The organism is Gracilimonas qinghaiensis, assembly GCF_046602855.1.
Lineage (GTDB): Bacteria > Bacteroidota > Rhodothermia > Balneolales > Balneolaceae > Gracilimonas.
On the sequence record NZ_JBKINJ010000002.1, the window covers coordinates 475,494 to 496,281 of the forward strand.

Genomic DNA, 20,788 nt, shown 5'->3' on the forward strand with positions numbered 1-20,788 from the left:
CTTTATTATAATAAATAAACACTCTGATTAGTTTTATAAACTAACAGCTCTAATTACAGTTAAGAAAAATGAAACAAATAATTACGCTTTTAGGGATTCTCTTTGTTAGTTCTCCTATCATCAACGCACAGGCAGAATGTCAAGCAGAGCCACCAAGTGGTTTATCACCTCTGGCAGCCTATTCTATATTCTATGAAAATTATCGTTCCGGCGACTATGAGTTTGCCCTCGACTATGGTCGGTGGATGGCTTGTGCTAAACCGGAAACACTTGAGGGTAATCCTCGCTTCAGCCTTAAAACTCAATACGAGCGTCTTGTTAAGATCTATGACGAGGTTGGACGAAGTAAAGAAGACCCTTCCATTAAAGCGGCTTATATTGATACCGCTGAAACGTTGCTAAATGAGGCTATTGAATTATTTGGTGAAAATCCACAAGACAGGTTTGACCTTGTATTTGATAGAGGACGATTCTACCAGCAAAATTACAATGTTATTGATGGTGGCCTTCAGAAAGCCTATCAAGACTATGTAATGCTCTTTGATATCGACCCTGAGCGAGCAGCAAACATGGGTAACGGTTATTACCTCAGACAAGCCCTCAATTATATTATTGACGAAGGACGTAAAGAAGATGCCCAGAATCTTATAGACACCGTAAAACCATTGGTTGATGGCGAACTGGCAAATTTTCTTGAAGAGAAACAACAAGATATTCTTGGATCTCCGCAAGAACAGGTTGCATACTTTACTCCTATAGTTGAGGAAGATCCAAATAATCTGAAAGCCTGGAAGGCTCTTGAAGATGCCTATGAAAGTCTTGATCAACGAGATAAACTCAACGAGGTCAAGATGAAGATCAATGAGTTAGAGCCTACTTATGAAAGTGCCTATAATTTGGCAGAATTCGATCGTAGTAATGCTGACTATCGTGAGGCTATCACATACTACGGACAGGCCCTTGAAAGAGCCGAAACAGACCAACAGCGCAAGCAAGTCTATCTGAGACTGGCAGATATGAATATTAATCTTGAAAATCTTCAGGAAGCTAAGCGGTACGTGCAACAAGCACTTCAGATAGATCCTAATGATGGTAATTCCATCATTAAGATGGCAACCATTTATGGCGCTGCAGTTACGAAGTGTACTCAAGGCAGAAAACTTGAAGCCTCTGACAAGGTAGTATATTGGGTGGTTATCGATTATTTAAATAAGGCCAAGCGTGCCGATCCTTCTGTTGCCGGAACTGTTAATCAACAGCTTTCAACTTATCAAGATGTGACTCCAAACTCTGAAGATAAGTTCTTTACCCTCAATCTTGAAGACGGAGATACAATAAGAGTAGATGGTTCGTTAAGAGACTGCTACAGCTGGATCAACGAAACAACAACTGTTCGTTAGTTTGGTATCATTAAAAACATTTGTATCTTTTCTCATCCACTAAGATTTCAGGTGCGGATCTTGGATCCGCACCATTTTTTCTCTCCCTCCTATCTAATTACTAAAACATTTCTGGTTTTCACTTCGATATCGGGAGAATTTCATAATAATTCGCATCAACTATATGGCACGGAAAAAGAATTATAAAAACCGTAACAAGAATCGCAATAACCGCGGTAGTAAAAATAATAACGTCTTTATACCAAAGTTTAACTGGAAAAGTAACCAGGGTGTTGCGGGCCGATATGCCGGCGTGTTAGAAATAAACTCTAAAGGTTGGGGCTTTATCAGAAAGCTTGATTATGAGTTTACCTATCAGCCTCAGGACCCTTTCTTAAAACCAGATGAAGTTAAAGAGCTGGAACTACGCCCCGGCCTCATTTTAGAAGGTGAATTCGAAGAAGATAATAAAGGGCATAAACACGTTTCTTCCGTTGATGTTATCAACGGAAGACCGGTTGAAGCCTGGAAAAAGTCGAGCCGATTTGAGCGTCAAACTCCAATTATGCCGGTAGACTGGATCAAACTTGGATATCAGCCGGATGATGTTGAAATGCGTGTTATCGATCTTGTTGCCCCAATTGGCAAAGGACAGCGTTCTTTGATCGTTGCTCCTCCTAGAACAGGTAAAACCGTGTTACTTAAAAAAATTGCCAAGTCGCTTACAGATAATTATGATGATATTCATGTAAGTGTGCTATTAGTGGATGAGAGACCTGAAGAAGTTACTGATTTCATCAGAACCACACAGGCCGAGGTATTTGCTTCCTCAAACGATAAAAACACCGAAAGTCATATCCGTATTACTGAAATGGCTCTTGGATATGCCAAAAGAAAAGCAGAGATGGGTGAAGACGCAGTTCTTCTCGTTGACTCGCTGACTCGGCTTGGTCGTGCTTACAATGCCATTCAGACAAACAGTGGCAGAACACTTTCAGGTGGTCTCGATATAAGGGCACTTGAGATACCTAAAAAGATATTCGGTTCAGCACGTAAAATTGAAGGTGGCGGTTCACTTACTATTATTGCGACCTGCTTGATCGAAACGAATTCACGAATGGATGACCTTATCTTTGAAGAATTTAAGGGAACAGGTAATATGGAATTAGTTCTGGATCGTGAACTGGCAAATGATCGTATTTATCCTGCTATAAATATTCAGGCTTCCGGGACTCGAAATGAGCATAAATTCATTACAGATTCTCTTGAAGAACGTAATATGGTGAGACGATATCTTCTTAAGAAGTCACCAAAAGAGTCAATGCTTGGATTACTGAAAGTACTTAAGAATACAGACAGCAATCAGGAACTTTTGAATCAAATAGCAGCCTTAGCTTAGATCAGGTTAACAATTAAATAACAGGCAGTGAAGGGTCAATTTCTTTGGCCCATCGCTTCATTCCGCCTTTCAGGCTTATCACATTTTTAAAGCCAGCTTCCATCAGCTTTTTACAGGCGTCAATACTGGTATTACCCGAACGGCACATCACAATTAACTCTACTTCCTTATAGTCATCAATCTCATCCAATCTGTTATCAAGATCATCATAAGGGATATGATAGCCACCTACGTTCGAAACTAAGTATTCATGGTAATCACGTACATCCAACAAGAAAAAAGAGTCCCTATTTTCTTTTTTTTGTTTCAGGTTCTGAACTGTGATCATTTTCATAGACATTAATCTGAAGTGTATCGGTCTAGTTTAAATTGTTTGCCTAAGTATAATTTCTTTGCCTTTTCATCTTCAGCCAGCACATCCGCCGAACCTTCCATCAGAATCTTTCCTTCAAACATGAGGTATGCACGATCAGTTATAGCTAAAGTTTCGTGTACATTATGGTCTGTAATAAGAATACCAATATTCTGATACCTCAATCCAGATACAATTTGTTGAATATCTTCTACAGCGATGGGATCTACACCGGCAAAGGGTTCATCCAACAGAATAAACTTTGGATCGGTTACGAGGGCACGGGCGATCTCACATCTTCGGCGTTCACCACCAGACAAACTGTAACCCTTGCTGTTTACAACTTTGTGAAGGCCAAATTCTTCTATTAGCTTCTCAACCTTAAGATCGATCTGTTTTTTTGGAATCGACAGAAATTGTAAAACCGACTCTAGGTTTTCACGAACAGTCAGATTTCTAAAAACACTGGCCTCCTGCGACAAATATCCGATACCCATGCGGGCTCTTTTATACATTGGCATCTTCGTCAGGTTCTTTTCATTTAAAAAGATCTTACCTCTGTTTGGTCTCACCAAGCCAACCATCATATAAAAAGTAGTTGTTTTACCTGCTCCATTTGGCCCAAGCAATCCTACCACTTCACCCTGTTTAACTTTTATAGAGACTTCATCCACAACCGTACGCTTCTTATAGCGCTTAACCAAGCTTTTGCTATGCAACGTAAGTTCAGGTTGTGTTTCTGTACTCATATTAAAGTTTTAAGCTACAGAAAGTGAATTCAGAATAGATTCAAAAATCGGTTTTCCATCCTCTGAACCAAGTAATTTTTCCATCGCACGCTCAGGGTGGGGCATCATACCCAATACATTACGCTGTTTGTTAACGATACCGGCTATATGATCTACAGACCCGTTGAAATTAGATTCTTCTGTCAGCTCGCCATTTTCATTGCAATAGCGAAACAAAATTTGATCATTATCCTGCAGAGATTTCAAGCCATCTTCTTCGATAAAGTAGTTTCCTTCTCCATGCGAAACAGGAATATCAAGAATCTGACCTTTTTCGAGGCCTGAAGTAAAAATGCTATCCGTGGATTCCGTACGTATATACACATTCTTGCAAACGAATTTGAGCTTTTCGTTATGCATCATGGCACCTGGGATCAATCCGGCTTCCAGTAATATTTGAAACCCATTGCATATTCCCATCACAGGGCCTCCTTTTTCAGCGAACTTAATTACCTCTTGCATAACCGGTGAGAACCGCGCTATAGCGCCTGAACGCAAGTAATCGCCATAAGAAAATCCACCGGGAACGATCAAGAAATCAATTCCGGAAAGGTCGGTGTCTTTGTGCCAGAGGAACTTAACATCAGAGTTCATCACGTGTTTCAAGGCATGATAGGCATCATGATCGCAGTTAGAGCCGGGAAATACTAATACGCCAAATGTGGCCATTTTTCTATCCTTTTATTTCAGTAACAAGTTGAATTTCTTTGAGCACACTGTCAATTTTTAGGCATTCTTCAAACTCGCCCTCATGAACAGTTGCTTTGCCATCATTATGCACTTTCCAAGTCATGTCTTCAGCCTTTTCTAAGCTGCATCCGGTGGCTTTCATTAGTTGTGCGATGACCTCATCAAAGGTGTGAATATCGTCGTCATAAAGAATGAGTCGCCAAGGTGTATTAATGGCTTCCTCAACATCGGTTTCCTCTTTGGTTTCCGCACCATAGTCAACGCTTTCTTCGCTCAGTAAAATATCAATGATATGTTTTTGAGCAAGAGGACTCATGAATCAGGATTCAATCGTAATTTCGAAGTTTTCCATAACTTCATTGGCCAGCAACTGAGCGCAGGCTGATTCTACAATTTCTTTAGCCGCAGCTTCATCTTTGGCATCCACATCAAGCTCAATGAATTTACCTATGCGAACCTGCTGAATTTCATTCAATCCAAGGTTTTGAAGTGCATGATGTGCGGCTTTTCCTTTGGGATCCAAAATTGACGGGCGGAGCGTCACATTTACTTTAGCTTTGTACATAGTCGGGCTTCGTTTTAAATGAGTTCCAAAGTTAACCTTTCTGTGACTTAGCTGCTAACTTCTCTTTGAGAATACAAGAGTGAGTGCTCAGGATTCAGAATTCTTCTCTGAGTACTGAATTCCGAGTTTTGACTTCCTTTTAATATTTACTTAGTCAGTTCAATTCATTAATAATTTTTTTCTTCATCCTCTCAACACTCATCTCGTCCGGCTCCAACCATCTAATGAAATCCCAGCGTTTGTACCAGGTCATTTGCCGTTTAGCATATCTTCGGGTACTCGTTTTAATCTTTTCGATGGCTTTTTCCAGTGTCCATTCTCCATTCAGATATTTTAAGATCTCCTGATACCCTACCGTATTCAGGGATTGGAGGTCTTTAGAATGACCTGCTCCAAGAATAGACTCTACTTCATCAACTAAACCTTTTTCAACCATTTGATCTACGCGTCTGTTAATACGAGCATACAACTTTTTTCGAGGCCACCTCAAGCCAAACACGATAGTGTTTTCATCTGGTTTAATCTTGCCACTTTGATGAAAACTGCTGAAGGGCTTCCCGGTCTGCATCCATACATCAATCGCGCGAATGATTCGCTGCCGATTCATCCCGTCCATCTTTTTAATATACTCGGGATCTATTTGTCTAAGCATTTCATATAGCGATTTGAGTCCTTCACTTTCAATTCTTTCATTTAATTTAATAATGTTTTCTTCATTCGCTTCCGGCATTTTATTGAAAGGTTGAATAAGACTTTGAACATGAAGTGTACTTCCACCCACATACAATACATGATCAGAGTTCTGCAAAATTCCCTGTTCCCATTTTTCAGCTCTGCGCTGAAAACTCATGGCATTATCATCTTCTTCCAGGTCCAAAAGAGAAATGTTATGATGACTCACTCTTTGTAGCTCTTCAGGTGAAGGTTTTGCAGTTCCAATATCTATATGCTTGTAGCATTGCCTAGAATCTGCTGAAATGATAGACGTGTCCAGTTCATCTGCAAGTTGAGTGGAGAGCTCGGTTTTACCGGAGGCAGTAGGGCCTAAAATTATAATGCGCAAAATATAAATAGGGTTTTAATGTGATTGTATTAAAGTAAGAAGGTGTTATCAAATAAAAGCTAAAACTCCATAACACCATCACCCTGAGACAGGATCTGATATAAAATAAGACACCCTACAGCTAAACCAATATCAGTCCTACCCGTTACTAGGGCGATGACACCAATTTATACAGACAGAAAATCATTCCTCTACTTAGTTTGTTAGTTTGGCCAAAATGTGCCATTGTTGCAATGGTCAAAATTAAGAGAACCCAAAGCGTCAGATGAAAGCAGCTTTTTTAATGGTTAAAGTTTTAAATTATAATTACGCTAATTAGTTACAATCAGTTACTTGACGAGCGTAGAAATTGCACTTTCTGTGGTTGCAGAGAGAGTCAGTATTTCTTAGTATAAGCACACTTCAATGAAAGGGCAATATCGGATTAAAACGCCCTTAAACCACATTAAAACCTGCGTATATGAAATTTTCCGTATCGAGTAATGAACTGAACAAAGGACTTTCGGCCGTTATTGGAGCCGTTCCTTCTAAAGCCACTTTGCCCATCCTGGAAACCATTCTTTTTGAGAGTGAAGACGGAAAGCTTAAACTGACCGCCACCGACCTTGAGATCTCCATCATTGAATACATCAATGCGGATATTGAGGAAGAAGGTGCCGTTGCCATTCCTGCACGTCGTTTGCTCGAAACCTTACGTCAGCTTCCAAACATTCCGGTGTTCTTCGTTGTAGATGACCGCAAGAATATCAACTTCCGCACCGATAAGGGTACTTACAAACTGGTTGGGGATGATGCCGATGAATTCCCTGAAGTTCCAACTTTAGATGATGGAACTACAATCAGCACAACAGCTGACCTCATGCACAATGCCATTCATAAAACACTATTTGCCGTTTCAAGTGATGACCTGAGACCGGCCATGATGGGTGTTTATTTTCAGATCGGAACTGATGAAAGCAAGTTTGTAGCAACCGATGGCCACCGTCTTGTTAAGTACACCAATCGTGATATTACTGCAGATAACGATGTGAATTTCATTGTACCGGATAAAGCCTTGAGTCTCATCCAAAAAACCATTGAAGGTGATAACTGTGACCTGACCGTAACTGAAGATCACGCACGGTTCAAAAGCGGAAGTACTATCGTAATAACCCGACTGATAAATGAACAATACCCTAATTACGATTCTGTAATTCCAAGAGACAATGACAAGTTTTTAACGATCAACAAAGAACAAATTCTTTCTACCGTAAAGCGTGTATCTATTTTCTCAAGTACGACTACCCGTCAGATCAGACTTCAGCTTGGATCGGATAAATTGACTATCAGAGCAGAAGATCTGGATATGAGCAGTGAAGCTAAAGAAACCATTGAATGTGAATATTCAAATGATGAAATGGAGATCGGCTTTAATGCAAAATATCTTGGAGATGTACTAAGCAATATTGACGATGACGAAGTAACGTTTGAGTTTTCTTCACCAAACCGCGCCGGTATCGTAAAGCCATCCGAGGAAAATGAGAACGAAGATATCCTAATGCTTGTAATGCCTGTTATGCTCAACAGCTATGCCTGATGAGTCAAATAATAACCCTCACAACTGATTTCGGTTTACAAGACCATTACGTGAGCGCCATGAAGGCGGTCATGCTGGGGATTGCTCCTAATGTCCGTTTTGTGGATGTATCTCACGAAATTCCTGCTCAGGATATCATGGCCGGAGCCTGGGTCGTTAAAAACACCGCTTTTTTATATCCATCCGGAACCGTTCACCTCGTGGTTGTTGACCCCGGTGTTGGCACCTCTCGCCACCCCATTGCGCTCAAAGTCAAAGATCAATATTTTGTCGGGCCCGATAACGGCATCTTCTCTCTTCTGTTCAAAGAGTACAATTACGAAGCATATAAACTAAGCAATAAAGAATACTGGAGGCAAGGGCTCTCAAACACTTTTCACGGGCGAGATATTTTTGCTCCTGTTTCTGCTCACCTGAGCTCCGGAATACCCCTTGATAAGATCGGTGAACCCATCGATGATCTGGTCACTTACCATTGGGCCGTTCCCATTGCTGATAAAGATGGGCTACAAGGGTGGGTCGTTCACATCGATCGTTTTGGCAACCTTATCACGAATATCTCGGATAATTTGATCGAGGATCACCTAAAAAGGAAGAGTGTTAAGATATACGTTGGCAATACGATGCTTAACAAAGTTGTCTCGACTTTTGGGGATGTTGAGGAAGGTGAGCCGGCAGCTTTTATTGGTTCTTCCGGCATGCTTGAGATCGGCATAAACAAAGGAAATGCTGCCCGTATGCTTAGTGTTGATAAAGGAGCCCAGATTTCGATCGTGCTACAGAAGTAGTCGCTTAATTTATATTCTTATTTCAGTCTTTTATAAAGTAGCTGAAACACACTCATACTCAAAAGCGTATGCCCATTAAAAATGACCTATTATGAAATTAGAATTACGCTCGCCCATAGATGAACGTGCCGGAATCTCAGTCCCTGATGAAGTTGAAAAGCTTTCCACACCATTTAACGGTACACTCGGTTCCAAAGAGGGAGATGAATATCAGGTTAAGAATAATATCATTGATCTTTTAGGGAAAGAACCTGAATTCACTTCTATCGCCCAAAGCACCAATCACTGGAAACTTACCGCGGCAATGTATGAGGATATCTGGCGCAAGCGATCACTCTCATTATTATCAGGAGAGGATTTTCCCATTGAAAAAGAACATGAACTGCTGATCGATTGGACAGAACCAAAAGAGGGAGGGTGGTATCTGGATCTTGGCTGCTCCACTGCTCTGTATGGCAGAGCCCTTAAAGCAGCTCAAAAAAAATCCCATATTGTAGCACTCGATTTTTCATCTCAAATGCTGGAAGAAGCTCGTCTCAAAGCCGAAGCCGATGAAACCGACATGTATTTTCTTCGTGCAGATGGCCGGGAATTACCGTTCTTTTCTAACACCTTTGATGGTATTGTAATGGGTGGCACTCTCAACGAACTCACTGAGCCACTCAAGGTTTTATACGAAGCCAAACGAGTTCTGAAAAAAGAGGGGATCTTCTTTATCATGCACCTCATCAGGTCAGATGTATGGTATGGCCGCCTTTTACAGGAATCAGCTGCCCTCGGTGGTATCAAATTCTGGTCAGTCAATGAGAGCAACAAACTATTCGATCAGGCTGGATTTAAAGTTGAAGAGCAACTGGTCAAAGGGATTGTTTGCTTTACGAAATTAAGGCCGGCGTAGCTGAAATGAGAATTTTTAATGTTGAATGTTAAATTCACTCAGCGCCAACGGCGCAGTAACATTTAAAATTGGCTTCAGAGTGGAAACACTCAATCTATTCCTCAAACCTTTTAATCTCTGTTCAAAACTATTTTAATAAAAGAATTAGGAACTTCTGCTTCTCTATTTAGGGAATAAAGCGTATCTGTTTGATGCTCGTTGAACAGAATTAAGGGTACATCCGATGATTCTTTTAATAATTCTCCACCATTCGTAGTCAACATAAAGCTTACCGACTTTCCACCTTCTCCGGTTAAGTTTTTCATAAACTTAATACCAACATCGCCATTACGCATACAATACAGCCCCGCAATCCAAGAGGCTTCTCCATATTTTTTAACCGTTTCATTCGGGTTATTTGGGTTTTCTACTGTTTCCATCACTGAAAATAATTCAGAATCGATAGCTTTATTTTCAATTTTTCTTCCTTCAAAATCAAAGAAAAAAAGTTCTGGAAGCATCGAGTGGGTCGCAATAACTCTATCTCCACATACTATAGCGTAGGAAGACTCTGCCAAAGTTAATGGTTGCATGGCATACTTTTCCGGATCAAAGGGCAATGGAAAGAATTCTTCATTTACAACCATATCATCCGGGTCAAAGAGGTAAAGTAAGTAATGATCTTCAGCTGTGTATTTATTACCGGTTAAAAGAACTTTTCCATTTGGCAGGAGTAAACTTTTGTTGAGGCGATTTATTTTCGTTGCTACTATATCTATCACTTTTCCTGAAAATGAAAATTTAGTAATCCTGCCATTAAATTCCGTAACTAAGATATTACCATTCGGGAGTTTTAAAGCTGACGTTGGTTGATTTAGATCTCCGGGCCCATTTCCTTTTCTTCCCCAAAAAGATAATAGATTTCCGTTTCTGTTGTAGGTAAGCAGGTGAGATTGAGCTTTATCAACAACCAGAATGGTATCATCTTTAACGTTTTGAATTTGTGTATTTCCACTCAACAAAATCTCATCAGTTTCCTCAAAAACCAGTCTATCAATCGTCTTAAATAATTGAGCGTAAATATTACAAAATGGAAACAAAACGAGAATTAATACCGATAAGAATAGCCGCTTCATTGAGTCCTGTTGATCATTATTTAGACGAAACTAATCTTCAAATATCATAATTCAAAAGTTATATAACACATGGATTAAATTAAAATATTGACTTTAAGATGAGTCCGGCTCCATTTAACATTCAACATTCTCTCATTTAAAATTACCTACATCTGTTCCGGTGCCGAAATACCTAAGATTCCCAGGCCATTTCTTAGAACCTGTGCAGTTGCTCTTGCCAATTCCGTTCGGGCTTGAGCCAGTTCTTTATCTTCACCCAAAATCCTACAATCGTGATAGAATGAGGTAAAGTCTGATGCCAGGTCATTTAGGTATGTTATAACATGATGAGGTTCTCTTAATCTGGCTGCATTTCCTATTGTCTCAGGAAACTTGAGCATGGTTTTTATAAGAGCGATCTCACTTGGATGATTCAGCAAACTTAAGTCTGCCTTTCTCGTGATGTCGTATTCATCAGTCACCTTTCTAAGTATACTTGAAATTCGAGCATGAGCATACTGCAGGTAAAACACCGGGTTTTTTTCACCGGCTTCCTTAGCCTGAGCGATATCAAATTCCAGATGAGTATTTGGGGAACGCATTAGGAAGAAGAAGCGGGTTATATCGGCTCCAACTTCATCCATCAGGTCATCCAAAGTAACAAAGTTGGCCTTACGGGTACTCATTTTGAACGGCTTACCGTCTTTCACCAACGTAACGAATTGATAGACCACAACATCTACTTTTTCCGGATCGTAACCCAACGATTTGATCCCGCTTAGCACGTCCGGATATGTTGCTATATGATCGGCTCCAAAAACATCCACACATAGATCATAACCCCGATCCAGCTTGTTGGCATGATAAGCAATATCCGGAAGTCGGTATGTCGGTTCACCTGAACTTTTCACTAAAACCGTGTCCTTTTCTTTTCCAAACTTCGTGGTTCTGAACCACACCGCTCCATCTTCATCATAAGCGAGGTCTAGATCACGTAACTTCTGAATAGTGTCCTCGATCTTACCATCTTCATAAAGGCTGTGCTCATTGAAGTACGAGTCCATTTTGATATTCATTCGCTTTAAAGTAGCACTGATATCAGCAAAGATCTCTTCTTCTGCTTTTTCCTTGAAAGGTTTTTCATCCTCTGCACTTAGAAGTTCTTCACCAAGTTCATCAATCAGGGCTTTTGCAATATCTTTGATATACTCACCTTCATATCCGCCTTCAGGGAACTCTACGTCCTTACCCAAGAGCTCGAAGTAACGGGCACGGACACTTTCACCCAATACCCGCATTTGTCGCCCGGCATCATTGAAATAATATTCTCTATCTACTTCGGCGCCGGTCCATTCAAGCAAGCGAGCTACTGTATCTCCTAACACTGCATTTCTGCCGTGACCAACTGTCAATGGTCCGGTTGGGTTTGCACTCACAAACTCTACAAGAACTTTCTTGCCTTCATTTGTATCACTTTGTCCAAATGATTCACCTTCTGTCAGGATCTCACTCAACTCATCAAACAGATAATCATCCGAATACCGGAAATTGATAAATCCAGGTCCGGCTATCTCAACGGCCGATATTTTATCGGTGTCATATTCAAGTCCATCAACGATCTGTTGAGCTATAGCCCGGGGATTGTTTCTAAGAGGCTTAGCCAGCATCATGGCCACATTTGACGAGGCATCTCCGTGTTCCGGTTGATTAGGAGCCTCAATTCTGATCTCAGGCTGCTCTTCCAGATCAAATTGTTTCAGTGAATTGCTGATAATGTCAGCTAAATATTTCTTCATGGTAAATAAGAGTTTCTGGTTGTTATAAAGATAAGACAAAAACAGACTATGAATCAGCTTCCTTTATAATCTCTGCAGCATAAAAAAAGGGACAACATTTCTGATGTCCCTCAAGATCTTCTACAGTTAAAATTAGTTCATATGACTCTCAACGAGTGCTTTGAATTCCTCAAAAGTACGAGGGTTTTGTTCTACTTTTACTCCGTTGATGTAGAATGTAGGAGTTGAATTTACGTTGAGGCGCATTCCTTGTCTTTTATCAGCCATTACAATTCGCTGCATGTCAGCAGAATTAAGATCGGCCCGAAATTTTTCGATATCCAGATCCAGGCTATTAGCATAACCGATGAACATAGATTCTGCATTGCCACGTGACCACTGCTCCTGACCCGCAAAGATCATGTCGTGCATCTCCTGGTATTTCCCCTGAACCCGAGCGGCCTCTGCTGCCCGTGAGGCAAGCTGAGCATATTCGTGCATATTCAGCGGAAAGTGTTTGGTAGTCATTGAGATATCATCACCGTATTCTGCTTTCAATTGTTCTTCGATGGGAACGTAATACTTACAGGCCGGACACTGGTAATCACTGTATTTAACGATCTCAACTTTTGCATTCGAGCCCTCACTGCTTTGAGCCATAAGTGAACCACTGAACATCAACGCAAAAATAGTGAGTAAAAATAATCCTCTTTTCATGATCCTATCCTTTCTTTCTGTAGAAATTTACTTTATCAAAATGTCGTGCTAAGATAACACTCATTTTCTCAATTATCTGTGGAATTTGACCAACATTGTTTCCTTTTCCAAAAGATAAACGTATAAACTCCCTGGCTTCTTGCTCACTTTTTCCTAAAGCCATCATAATTTTGCCCGGCTCTTCTGAACCTGCCTGACAGGCGCTGCCCGTTGAAACTGCCAAACCGGCCTGATTACATTCCAACATTAAGTATTGCCCTTCCATACCGGGAAAACGGAGTCCCAAAATATTAGGAACACTGTCACTTAAGTCTCCTTCAAAACTTACCTCAATGCCCATTTTTCTGATCTCACTGATCAGTTCTTTTCTGAATTTTTTTATGCGCTCCTGTTCTAAATTTTTTTCATTATTGATCATCTTTGCTGCTGTTGCAAAGGCCGCAATGGAAGGCACATCCTCCGTTCCCGACCTCAATACACCAGGCTTGTCAGGATTTGGAATAACAGGTTTTCGGCTAACATTGGGATCTATCCAAACTGCACCCACACCTTTTGGACCATAAATTTTATGAGATGAAATTGTGATCGCATCTACATTGAAGGCCTGCATATCTAAAGGCAGGCGACCGTAGCTTTGTACACAATCACTGTGAAATACAACTCTTTGCTTCTGTAAAAAGCCTCCGATCTTTTGAATATTCTGAATTGTACCGATCTCTGAATTCACGTGTTGTATTGAAACCAAAATGGTGTTCTCTCGGATCGCCCTTTCGAGCTCCTCAAGATCCACTCTTCCTTTCTCATCAACTGAAAGTCTGGTTACCATGTAGCCTTCTTCTTCTAGTTTCAGAAAAACATTATTAACCGATGAATGCTCAATTTGTGAAGTGATAATATGATTCCCCTCCGTTGCATTTAACAGGGAGTTGATTGCCAGGAAGTTTCCTTCTGTTGCTCCCGATGTAAAAAACACATCCTGCGCACGTGCATTCAGCGTGGTGGCAATAGTCTTTGCTGATGCCTCAAGAATTTGCTTGGCGGCAGAGCCTTCGTCATGCAAACTGTTTGGGTTACCAAAATAATGCTTGGCTACGTTAACATATACTTCCAGAGCTTTGTCGCTCATTGGCGTTGTAGCCGCGTGGTCTAAATAGATCATCAAAGATCGCTCTTGAGATTAAAAACAGGTATCTTTATCAGCCTCAAAAATAGATAAATTAAACGCCTCAATCATAATGATGCATCTACTTGAGCTAACAAATATTCTTGAAAAAGCTTTTATCGAAGATATTGGAATGGGTGATATAACCTCGGAGCCCATTTTTTCATCTGAGGCAACCGGGAATGGAGTTTTTACCGCTAAGGCAGATGGCGTCGTGTCAGGACTTCAGACCATCGAAACAGGCTATCGTATTTTAGACCCAAATATTCAGGTTACCTTATTTAAAAGTGATGGAGACAATGTTATAAAAGGAGACAAGATCGCAGAGGTTTCAGGTGCTACCCGAGCACTTCTGACCGGAGAACGCGTGATCCTGAATCTGATCCAGCATCTCAGTGGAATCGCAACTTCTACGCAGGATGTAATTACCCTGCTTGATGATCCATCCATCAAGGTTACCGATACCCGCAAAACACTGCCCGGATTGAGGGTTCTTCAAAAATATGCTGTGCGATGTGGTGGAGGCAAGAATCATCGATTTCGTTTGGACGACGGTGTGATCATAAAGGATAATCATATCAAAGCGGCAGGCAGTCTTACACAAGCTGTAGAGTTAGCTCGAAATCATTGTGGGCACATGGTCAATATTGAAGTGGAAACTGAAAGCAGGAACCAGGTTGCAGAAGCAGTCTCAGCAAAGGCTGATGTGATCATGCTCGATAACAGATCAGCGAAAGAGGTTAAAGAACTTAGAAAAAATATTCCTGAAGGCATCTTAGTTGAAGTATCGGGTGGCATCACTCCCAAAAATGTCGGTAGCTATAAAAACTGTGGCGCAGACATAATATCACTTGGCTGGCTTACTCATTCTGTAAAAGCTCTTGATATCAGTTTTAATCTTAATTAAAAGCCTGTTTACAAACCTAATTCAACGAATATTTTCATACCTTTATGGTTGACTCAAATTGAATTAGCTGTAACACAGTTGTTGTTTTCAAAGTATCTGAAAAGTTTATGGAAGTTTTAGACCTGTTAGAGATCGAATCAGAAGTTTCCCTACCTAAACGCTACAGTGAATTAACTGTGGTAGAAATGAAAAACAGGGTAAAGGAGATCAAGGCTAAATTTGGAGAACGACTTTTCATTCCGGGCCATCATTACCAAAAAGATGAGGTTATTCAATTTGCTGATGCTCGCGGTGACTCTCTGAAACTTGCCCGGATCTGTTCTTTAATGCCCGAGGCAGAATACATCGTTTTTTGTGGTGTACACTTTATGGCTGAAACAGCAGATATGCTTACCGGGTCCGACCAAAAAGTGATCTTACCGGACCTTCGCGCCGGCTGCTCTATGGCAGACATGGCCGATATCGATCAAACTGAAAGTGGATGGAGTAAAATGCAAGAGATCTGGGGCGATTCTATTTTACCTCTTACCTACGTGAATTCCACAGCTGCCATCAAGGGATTTGTTGGTAAACATGGTGGAGCTACGGTTACCTCATCCAATGCCAAAAAAATGCTGGAATGGGCTTTTACTCAAAAAGAACGCATCCTGTTTTTACCTGATCAACACCTTGGGCGAAATACCGCTTACGATCTTAGTATTCCCCTCAAACAAATGGCCGTTTATGATCCAATACAAAGAACGTTTGAATGTGAAGGGAAGCTAGAGGATGTGAAAGTGATACTCTGGAAAGGTCACTGTTCCGTACACGAAAAATTTAACGTGAAGCATATCCACAACCTTCGAAATCAGAAACCTGATATGAAGGTCATTGTGCACCCCGAGTGCACCTTTGATGTAGTTCAGGCTTCGGACCTCAATGGGTCAACCGGCTTCATTATAAACACCATTGAAAATGCGCCTTCCGGCTCTAAATGGGCCATAGGCACAGAAATGAACCTCGTGAATCGGCTGGCTCAGGAGCATCCCGATAAGGAGATCATTTCCCTGAATCCTTTTATGTGTCCCTGCCTAACTATGAACAGGATCGACTTGCCGCATTTATTATGGTCTTTGGAAAAACTCGAACAAGGAGAGGTTGTAAATCACATTACTGTTCCGAAAGAAATTACTGAGTATGCTGTTCTTGCACTTAACCGAATGCTTGAGCGGTCTTGATGATCAATCCATGGAGGTGCTGTGATGCTTCATTCCGGAACAATAGGCCATACTTGCAGTACATCTTTTTCATTAGCTAAGCCTTAAACCTTCTCTCAATTTTTAGTACATTCAGGAAACGCAATTCTATGATGAGTAAAACACCTATATTTTTTCTTTTTATTGCATGTTTATTTCCGGCTATCACTATAGCTCAAGACCGTCAGGCTGGAGCAGATAATACACTTTTACCGGAGATCAACCCACAGGATATTGAGATCCGCAGTGAATTTAAAGCTCGCTTTCCTGGGCTTAGACGGCAGCCTATTCTTGGTTTCAACCCAACACCGCGTGTATTTCAGATCGACCCCAATCGAATTCCATTTATTGAAACACGAGAAGAGGCCGTTGCTAATATTGCTGTAACCCAGCTTGGCCGTCCTGAGCCTCCAACCCGTTCCGTATTGAGAGATCCTCAGCGAGTGAACGGTTACCTTCGCTCCGCTTTGGGCAGCTATTTATCTCCTGATATTAACGGTTATGGTTATTATGCTCTCAGTGAAAATAGTGCCGTTAACGGAAACGTGAACTTGCGCGGCTCAACAGGCCACCTTGATGGCCCTGAAAGTTCCTTTCGTTACCTGGATGCCAATGCCAGTTTCGTCCACAAACTGAAAAATGGCATTCGCCTTTCTTTCGATGTAGGAGCACTAAATGATTTTAATGATCTTTACAACATCGATGATCCAAACATTCAAAGCCAGATCGGAGAAACTGCCTCCAAAGATTATTATGGCTTTAACGGACAACTACGCCTCCAAAAAGTTAAGAATACATTGAATGGATGGGACCTGACTTTAGGTGGTAATTTATTTAACACCACTCTTGATGCAGGTTCAACCGCACTTAGTGGTGAAACTGATGAAAAAGTAAGTCACTTATCCTTTTCATATTATTGGCCCGGCCAAAAGATATACGAAACCATTAGGGTCACGGGTAATCTGGAATCAGCGACCTATTCGGCTGATACTTTTGATCCTGAAACCTGGGTAAACGCAGAAGCAGCTCTCACCTATGAAAGGCTGTTCAACTTTTCAACCAGGGTTAAAGCTAAAGGAGGCGTCAGCTATATTACTGATGCCTTTGACAGCAAGGTTATGCTGAGTCCTGAAGTAGAAATTATTCACTATTTGAATGAACGGTTATCTGTGACAGGGACTGCATTTGGCCGACCGAAACTAAGAACCCTTCAGGAACATCATCAATATAATCGTTTTCTTTCCGCTGATAATCTTCTGAGGCATTCCTATGATATTGGAGCAGGGGCAGAAGCCAACTTTCAACTTTTTGGAGGCAACAGGGTCTTTGGAGGAGTTACATACACCCGCACACAAAATTACGCCTTTTACCAGCGAACACTTCTGGCACCAAATGACACTCCCGGTTTTTATTCTTTAACCTATGGTGACGCGAACATTTTTGAGATCTATGCAGGTGCAAATCAACAGTTAGTACCTCATAAATTCTGGGCTAATGTTAAAGCCTATGCACGAAGCCCTAAACTATCTGCAGGCGGAGATATTCCATATGAGGAAAAAATTGGCCTGGAAGGCGCTCTTTCCTTTAAACCGGTCAAAGAACTGACGTTGAATACCTGGGTGGAATACCTTGGAAAGAGACAATCACCGGAAACCGGTACCGAATTAAAAGCATTTGCATTACTTAACGCAGGTGCCGAATATCAGGTTAACGACAAAATTGGCGTTTTTGCTAAATTATTAAACATCACAGGACAGGAATACGAGATTTGGAAAGGCTATCAGGAACGTCCTTTTCAGATCTTTGGCGGTATAACCTTAAAACTATAATTTCTTATGACGGATAAATTTTTAGAGGCATTAGGTATTGTAATACGGGATCAGATCATAATGAAAAATTCTGTTGAGATAGATGGACTTGGTACATTCAAACCGGTTCATCACAATCAAAAACAGGAAAAGCGGGCTGATGGCACAAATGTAATGCAGCCTCCTAAAGATACCGTAGAATTCACATCCGCTAAGAAGGGATAAGCTATGCATATAGATCATTCAAAACTTGTAGAACTGCTCGTTGAAACTTCAGGAATTGAAAAAGAGAAGATAGAAAACCAACTTGCCGATCTCGTTGAGGAGATCAATGAAGCTATCGATGAAGGTGAAGCCTATGAAGTGGAGGGCTTTGGTGTATTCAGCGCTATTGGTAATAATGTGGTATTTATTCCTTCCGATGAGCTTGCCACAGAGATCAATTACAAATACGTTGGCATGGAAGCCATCGAAATGGATGAAGCTGTTGGAACTGCGGATGAACCTGATGCTCAGGATCAGGATGATCCTTTTGCCGGATTGCTTGATGATGAACCTAAAGATACTTCAACGCCAAAGTCTGATATTATAGACGAATCGGAACCGAAAAGTGAAGGCGACGCAGCGAAGGAACAAGATGATATGGATGGTGATTCACCTTTTGGTTTTGAAGATGAAGACCAGCCTGGGACGGAAGAAAAAGACCTTGAAGAGAAACCCGGCCCTGATAAATGGGGAATAGACACTTACAAGGATGAAAGTGATGAAAATATGTTCTCCGGTCTATTAGGTGACACTCCCAAAGAAGAAAGTGAACAGGAGGAAGAACATTTTAAAGCAGTATTCGACCATGAAGAGGATGGGGACGAAGATCTTGAACGAATATCCGAGATAGAGCGTGAACTTTCTGGCGAGGCTGATAGTGACAAAGGATCCAAAATTGATGAAGAGGATGAAGACGATATTGATCCTTTTGCATCATTGGCAGGACTCGATGAAGGGGATAATAGTGAAGAAGAAAAAAACCTGGATCGAGCACTTGAGTCTTCAATTTCAGATGATAAAGACGAAGATGATCTGGAAGAGGCTCTTTCTTCTTCTATAAGTGAGAAAGATGACGAAGATGATATTGAACCGGTTCCGGTAATAAAAAACATAACTTCAGGTAAACCCGGAAAGGAAGAAGAGCCAAAAACAGAAGACAAGAAAAAGGATAAAAAGCGTAAACCTTTTAAACGTCCGCAAAAAGCCAAAGGGCCGGGTAGTCAATCAGCTATACTTCTTATAATTATCATAATTATAGTACTTGGAAGTGGCATCTATGGGCTCGGTTATTTCGGCTTTGTCAATATTCCTGGAATTACACCTGCTGAGATTCCTGCAACAACTCAAACAACACCACCTGCGCCGAACCCTCAAGTTACTGAGCCTCTGCAAGAGTCAACCGAGTCAGGTGAACAGTCACCGTCTGAAACGACTACGGATGAAACATCACCAACAGAGCAAATTATAAGTGAAACGGAACAAGAGTCCGAAACTCAGGTATCAGAAACACAAGAGATACAGGAACAAGCACCTGCCGGAGAAACCTCGTATGGTTTAAGAGGGACACTCAATGAATCAGCCAATGATGGTTATACAATCGTTGTTTATTCACTGACCAATGAAGATAATGCCCGGGCCAAAGTTTCTGAATTATCCGAACAAGGATATCGTGTTATTTTAGCTTCAATACCGCATCAACAATATGGAACGCTTTGGAGAGTTAGCTTAGGGCAGTTTGAAACCATGCGCGATGCAGCCTTGGCAGGTCAAGATCTCGGCGATCCTTTTACAGACAATTATTTCATAACTCAAATTCAGTAAATCTAAAGATCATCTACATGCACCCTTTATTGATATTTTTGCAGGACACTACTGCAGTTGACTCCCTGATGGCTATGCAGGAAGAAACCATTTCATTCTTTGACCTTCTTATGGAGGGAGGCGTTTTAATGATCCCGATCGCTCTCTTATTTATGATCGGTATGTATGTTATTGTTGAACGATGGAGGGCCCTTAACCGCTCTCATGTTGATCCCGACAAGTTTCTGAATACCATAGGAGATATGCTGAAATCCGGTAAAGGGGGAGCAAAGAACGCAATGGATTACTGTGATGAATTCGACAAGCCTATTTCCCGCATCATTAAAGCAGGTATTCGTCGCCTCGGCCGACCAATAAGAGATATTGAAGATGCCATTGACAATGCAGGTAAGAAAGAGATTTTCTTCCTTGAAAAGCGCATGAATTGGCTGGCTACTATTGCCGGTGTGGCACCATTGCTAGGTTTTACAGGAACCGTAACAGGTATGATCGAAGCCTTTATGGATATTCAGTCGCTGCAGGGAAATGTAAACCCAAGTGTTCTTGCCGGCGGTATATGGGAAGCCCTTATAACTACAGCTGCAGGACTTATTGTTGGTCTGATCGCCTATGGTTTTTACAACTTCCTTCTTGGTAAGATCAGTCGGTCAATATTTGAACTTGAAAATGCCTCTGCTGATTTTCTGGATCTGTTGCAATCACCTGCTAAAAAAGAGAATAACTGAT

21 protein-coding genes are annotated in these 20,788 nt (G+C 41.2%); 11 read left to right on the plus strand and 10 right to left on the minus strand.

Translation table 11 applies throughout. From position 1 onward, the window contains the following. Window positions 1–68 precede the first annotated feature (68 nt). A complete protein-coding gene (locus tag ACKGJO_RS11960) occupies window positions 69–1,400 on the plus strand; it encodes a tetratricopeptide repeat protein (RefSeq protein ID WP_411323673.1) in 1,332 nt (443 codons plus the stop codon). Between the two features lie 163 nt (window positions 1,401–1,563). Beyond that, on the plus strand, window positions 1,564–2,778 hold the full coding sequence (gene rho, locus ACKGJO_RS11965) for a transcription termination factor Rho (protein ID WP_411323674.1): 1,215 nt from the start codon (window positions 1,564–1,566) through the stop codon (window positions 2,776–2,778). A gap of 13 nt (window positions 2,779–2,791) precedes the next feature. Here rho and ACKGJO_RS11970 read toward each other — a convergent pair whose 3' ends face one another. The 6 genes from ACKGJO_RS11970 to miaA form a co-directional block, all read right to left on the minus strand. Beyond that, a complete protein-coding gene (locus ACKGJO_RS11970) occupies window positions 2,792–3,112 on the minus strand; it encodes a rhodanese-like domain-containing protein (protein ID WP_411323675.1) in 321 nt (106 codons plus the stop codon). A gap of 5 nt (window positions 3,113–3,117) precedes the next feature. Continuing rightward, on the minus strand, window positions 3,118–3,879 hold the full coding sequence (gene lptB, locus ACKGJO_RS11975; RefSeq protein WP_411323676.1) for an LPS export ABC transporter ATP-binding protein: 762 nt from the start codon (window positions 3,877–3,879) through the stop codon (window positions 3,118–3,120). Window positions 3,880–3,888: 9 nt separating this feature from the next. After that, on the minus strand, window positions 3,889–4,587 hold the full coding sequence (gene purQ, locus ACKGJO_RS11980) for a phosphoribosylformylglycinamidine synthase subunit PurQ (RefSeq protein WP_411323677.1): 699 nt from the start codon (window positions 4,585–4,587) through the stop codon (window positions 3,889–3,891). 4 nt (window positions 4,588–4,591) lie between these two features. Further along, window positions 4,592–4,924: an ATP-dependent Clp protease adaptor ClpS gene (locus tag ACKGJO_RS11985; RefSeq protein WP_411323678.1), complete on the minus strand. Its 333-nt coding sequence runs from the start codon at window positions 4,922–4,924 to the stop codon at window positions 4,592–4,594. Window positions 4,925–4,927: 3 nt separating this feature from the next. Then, window positions 4,928–5,173, minus strand: coding sequence for a phosphoribosylformylglycinamidine synthase subunit PurS (purS, locus tag ACKGJO_RS11990; RefSeq protein WP_411323679.1), 246 nt, complete (start codon window positions 5,171–5,173; stop codon window positions 4,928–4,930). Between the two features lie 154 nt (window positions 5,174–5,327). Beyond that, on the minus strand, window positions 5,328–6,236 hold the full coding sequence (gene miaA / locus ACKGJO_RS11995; protein ID WP_411323680.1) for a tRNA (adenosine(37)-N6)-dimethylallyltransferase MiaA: 909 nt from the start codon (window positions 6,234–6,236) through the stop codon (window positions 5,328–5,330). A gap of 460 nt (window positions 6,237–6,696) precedes the next feature. Here miaA and dnaN point away from each other — a divergent pair, with 460 nt between their 5' ends. The 3 genes from dnaN to ACKGJO_RS12010 all read left to right on the plus strand — a co-directional run bounded on the left by dnaN (window position 6,697) and on the right by ACKGJO_RS12010 (window position 9,498). Beyond that, window positions 6,697–7,812 carry a DNA polymerase III subunit beta gene (dnaN, locus tag ACKGJO_RS12000; protein ID WP_411323681.1) on the plus strand — a complete coding sequence of 372 codons (1,116 nt, stop codon included), beginning with the start codon at window positions 6,697–6,699 and terminating at the stop codon, window positions 7,810–7,812. After that, window positions 7,812–8,600: an SAM hydrolase/SAM-dependent halogenase family protein gene (locus ACKGJO_RS12005; protein ID WP_411323682.1), complete on the plus strand. Its 789-nt coding sequence runs from the start codon at window positions 7,812–7,814 to the stop codon at window positions 8,598–8,600. The genes dnaN and ACKGJO_RS12005 overlap by 1 nt, the downstream gene beginning before the upstream one ends. A 91-nt stretch (window positions 8,601–8,691) precedes the next feature. Further along, window positions 8,692–9,498, plus strand: coding sequence for a class I SAM-dependent methyltransferase (locus ACKGJO_RS12010; RefSeq protein ID WP_411323683.1), 807 nt, complete (start codon window positions 8,692–8,694; stop codon window positions 9,496–9,498). 110 nt (window positions 9,499–9,608) lie between these two features. Here ACKGJO_RS12010 and ACKGJO_RS12015 read toward each other — a convergent pair whose 3' ends face one another. The 4 genes from ACKGJO_RS12015 to ACKGJO_RS12030 all read right to left on the minus strand — a co-directional run bounded on the left by ACKGJO_RS12015 (window position 9,609) and on the right by ACKGJO_RS12030 (window position 14,243). Then, on the minus strand, window positions 9,609–10,613 hold the full coding sequence (locus ACKGJO_RS12015; RefSeq protein WP_411323684.1) for a 6-bladed beta-propeller: 1,005 nt from the start codon (window positions 10,611–10,613) through the stop codon (window positions 9,609–9,611). A 146-nt stretch (window positions 10,614–10,759) separates the two neighbouring features. After that, a complete protein-coding gene (gene argS / locus ACKGJO_RS12020; protein WP_411323685.1) occupies window positions 10,760–12,388 on the minus strand; it encodes an arginine--tRNA ligase in 1,629 nt (542 codons plus the stop codon). 132 nt (window positions 12,389–12,520) lie between these two features. Further along, complete coding sequence (locus tag ACKGJO_RS12025) at window positions 12,521–13,084, minus strand: DsbA family protein (RefSeq protein ID WP_411323686.1); 564 nt, start codon at window positions 13,082–13,084, stop codon at window positions 12,521–12,523. A 4-nt stretch (window positions 13,085–13,088) separates the two neighbouring features. Continuing rightward, window positions 13,089–14,243: an IscS subfamily cysteine desulfurase gene (locus ACKGJO_RS12030; protein ID WP_411323687.1), complete on the minus strand. Its 1,155-nt coding sequence runs from the start codon at window positions 14,241–14,243 to the stop codon at window positions 13,089–13,091. A 79-nt stretch (window positions 14,244–14,322) separates the two neighbouring features. Between ACKGJO_RS12030 and nadC the strand changes: the two genes are divergently transcribed. The 6 genes from nadC to ACKGJO_RS12060 all read left to right on the plus strand — a co-directional run bounded on the left by nadC (window position 14,323) and on the right by ACKGJO_RS12060 (window position 20,787). Then, complete coding sequence (nadC, locus tag ACKGJO_RS12035; RefSeq protein ID WP_411324087.1) at window positions 14,323–15,153, plus strand: carboxylating nicotinate-nucleotide diphosphorylase; 831 nt, start codon at window positions 14,323–14,325, stop codon at window positions 15,151–15,153. Window positions 15,154–15,260: 107 nt separating this feature from the next. Then, window positions 15,261–16,370 (plus strand): quinolinate synthase NadA, encoded by a 1,110-nt coding sequence (nadA, locus tag ACKGJO_RS12040; RefSeq protein ID WP_411323688.1) that lies wholly within the window; start codon window positions 15,261–15,263, stop codon window positions 16,368–16,370. Between the two features lie 128 nt (window positions 16,371–16,498). Continuing rightward, window positions 16,499–18,217: a TonB-dependent receptor gene (locus tag ACKGJO_RS12045; RefSeq protein ID WP_411323689.1), complete on the plus strand. Its 1,719-nt coding sequence runs from the start codon at window positions 16,499–16,501 to the stop codon at window positions 18,215–18,217. Window positions 18,218–18,223: 6 nt separating this feature from the next. Further along, on the plus strand, window positions 18,224–18,421 hold the full coding sequence (locus ACKGJO_RS12050; protein WP_411323690.1) for an HU family DNA-binding protein: 198 nt from the start codon (window positions 18,224–18,226) through the stop codon (window positions 18,419–18,421). A 3-nt stretch (window positions 18,422–18,424) separates the two neighbouring features. Then, window positions 18,425–20,062: an SPOR domain-containing protein gene (locus ACKGJO_RS12055; RefSeq protein WP_411323691.1), complete on the plus strand. Its 1,638-nt coding sequence runs from the start codon at window positions 18,425–18,427 to the stop codon at window positions 20,060–20,062. 17 nt (window positions 20,063–20,079) lie between these two features. Next, on the plus strand, window positions 20,080–20,787 hold the full coding sequence (locus ACKGJO_RS12060; protein ID WP_411323692.1) for a MotA/TolQ/ExbB proton channel family protein: 708 nt from the start codon (window positions 20,080–20,082) through the stop codon (window positions 20,785–20,787). Window position 20,788: the final 1 nt, after the last annotated feature.

Excerpts from the sequence above, each read along its gene's own strand:
- ACKGJO_RS11960 (WP_411323673.1), top strand. The coding sequence starts at position 69 with ATGAAACAAATAATTACGCTTTTAGGGATTCTCTTTGTTAGTTCTCCT.
- rho (WP_411323674.1), top strand. The coding sequence starts at position 1,564 with ATGGCACGGAAAAAGAATTATAAAAACCGTAACAAGAATCGCAATAAC.
- ACKGJO_RS11970 (WP_411323675.1), bottom strand. The coding sequence starts at position 3,112 with ATGAAAATGATCACAGTTCAGAACCTGAAACAAAAAAAAGAAAATAGG.
- lptB (WP_411323676.1), bottom strand. The coding sequence starts at position 3,879 with ATGAGTACAGAAACACAACCTGAACTTACGTTGCATAGCAAAAGCTTG.
- purQ (WP_411323677.1), bottom strand. The coding sequence starts at position 4,587 with ATGGCCACATTTGGCGTATTAGTATTTCCCGGCTCTAACTGCGATCAT.
- ACKGJO_RS11985 (WP_411323678.1), bottom strand. The coding sequence starts at position 4,924 with ATGAGTCCTCTTGCTCAAAAACATATCATTGATATTTTACTGAGCGAA.
- purS (WP_411323679.1), bottom strand. The coding sequence starts at position 5,173 with ATGTACAAAGCTAAAGTAAATGTGACGCTCCGCCCGTCAATTTTGGAT.
- dnaN (WP_411323681.1), top strand. The coding sequence starts at position 6,697 with ATGAAATTTTCCGTATCGAGTAATGAACTGAACAAAGGACTTTCGGCC.
- ACKGJO_RS12005 (WP_411323682.1), top strand. The coding sequence starts at position 7,812 with ATGAGTCAAATAATAACCCTCACAACTGATTTCGGTTTACAAGACCAT.
- ACKGJO_RS12010 (WP_411323683.1), top strand. The coding sequence starts at position 8,692 with ATGAAATTAGAATTACGCTCGCCCATAGATGAACGTGCCGGAATCTCA.
- ACKGJO_RS12015 (WP_411323684.1), bottom strand. The coding sequence starts at position 10,613 with ATGAAGCGGCTATTCTTATCGGTATTAATTCTCGTTTTGTTTCCATTT.
- argS (WP_411323685.1), bottom strand. The coding sequence starts at position 12,388 with ATGAAGAAATATTTAGCTGACATTATCAGCAATTCACTGAAACAATTT.
- ACKGJO_RS12025 (WP_411323686.1), bottom strand. The coding sequence starts at position 13,084 with ATGAAAAGAGGATTATTTTTACTCACTATTTTTGCGTTGATGTTCAGT.
- ACKGJO_RS12030 (WP_411323687.1), bottom strand. The coding sequence starts at position 14,243 with ATGATCTATTTAGACCACGCGGCTACAACGCCAATGAGCGACAAAGCT.
- nadC (WP_411324087.1), top strand. The coding sequence starts at position 14,323 with ATGCATCTACTTGAGCTAACAAATATTCTTGAAAAAGCTTTTATCGAA.
- nadA (WP_411323688.1), top strand. The coding sequence starts at position 15,261 with ATGGAAGTTTTAGACCTGTTAGAGATCGAATCAGAAGTTTCCCTACCT.
- ACKGJO_RS12045 (WP_411323689.1), top strand. The coding sequence starts at position 16,499 with ATGATGAGTAAAACACCTATATTTTTTCTTTTTATTGCATGTTTATTT.
- ACKGJO_RS12050 (WP_411323690.1), top strand. The coding sequence starts at position 18,224 with ATGACGGATAAATTTTTAGAGGCATTAGGTATTGTAATACGGGATCAG.
- ACKGJO_RS12055 (WP_411323691.1), top strand. The coding sequence starts at position 18,425 with ATGCATATAGATCATTCAAAACTTGTAGAACTGCTCGTTGAAACTTCA.
- ACKGJO_RS12060 (WP_411323692.1), top strand. The coding sequence starts at position 20,080 with ATGCACCCTTTATTGATATTTTTGCAGGACACTACTGCAGTTGACTCC.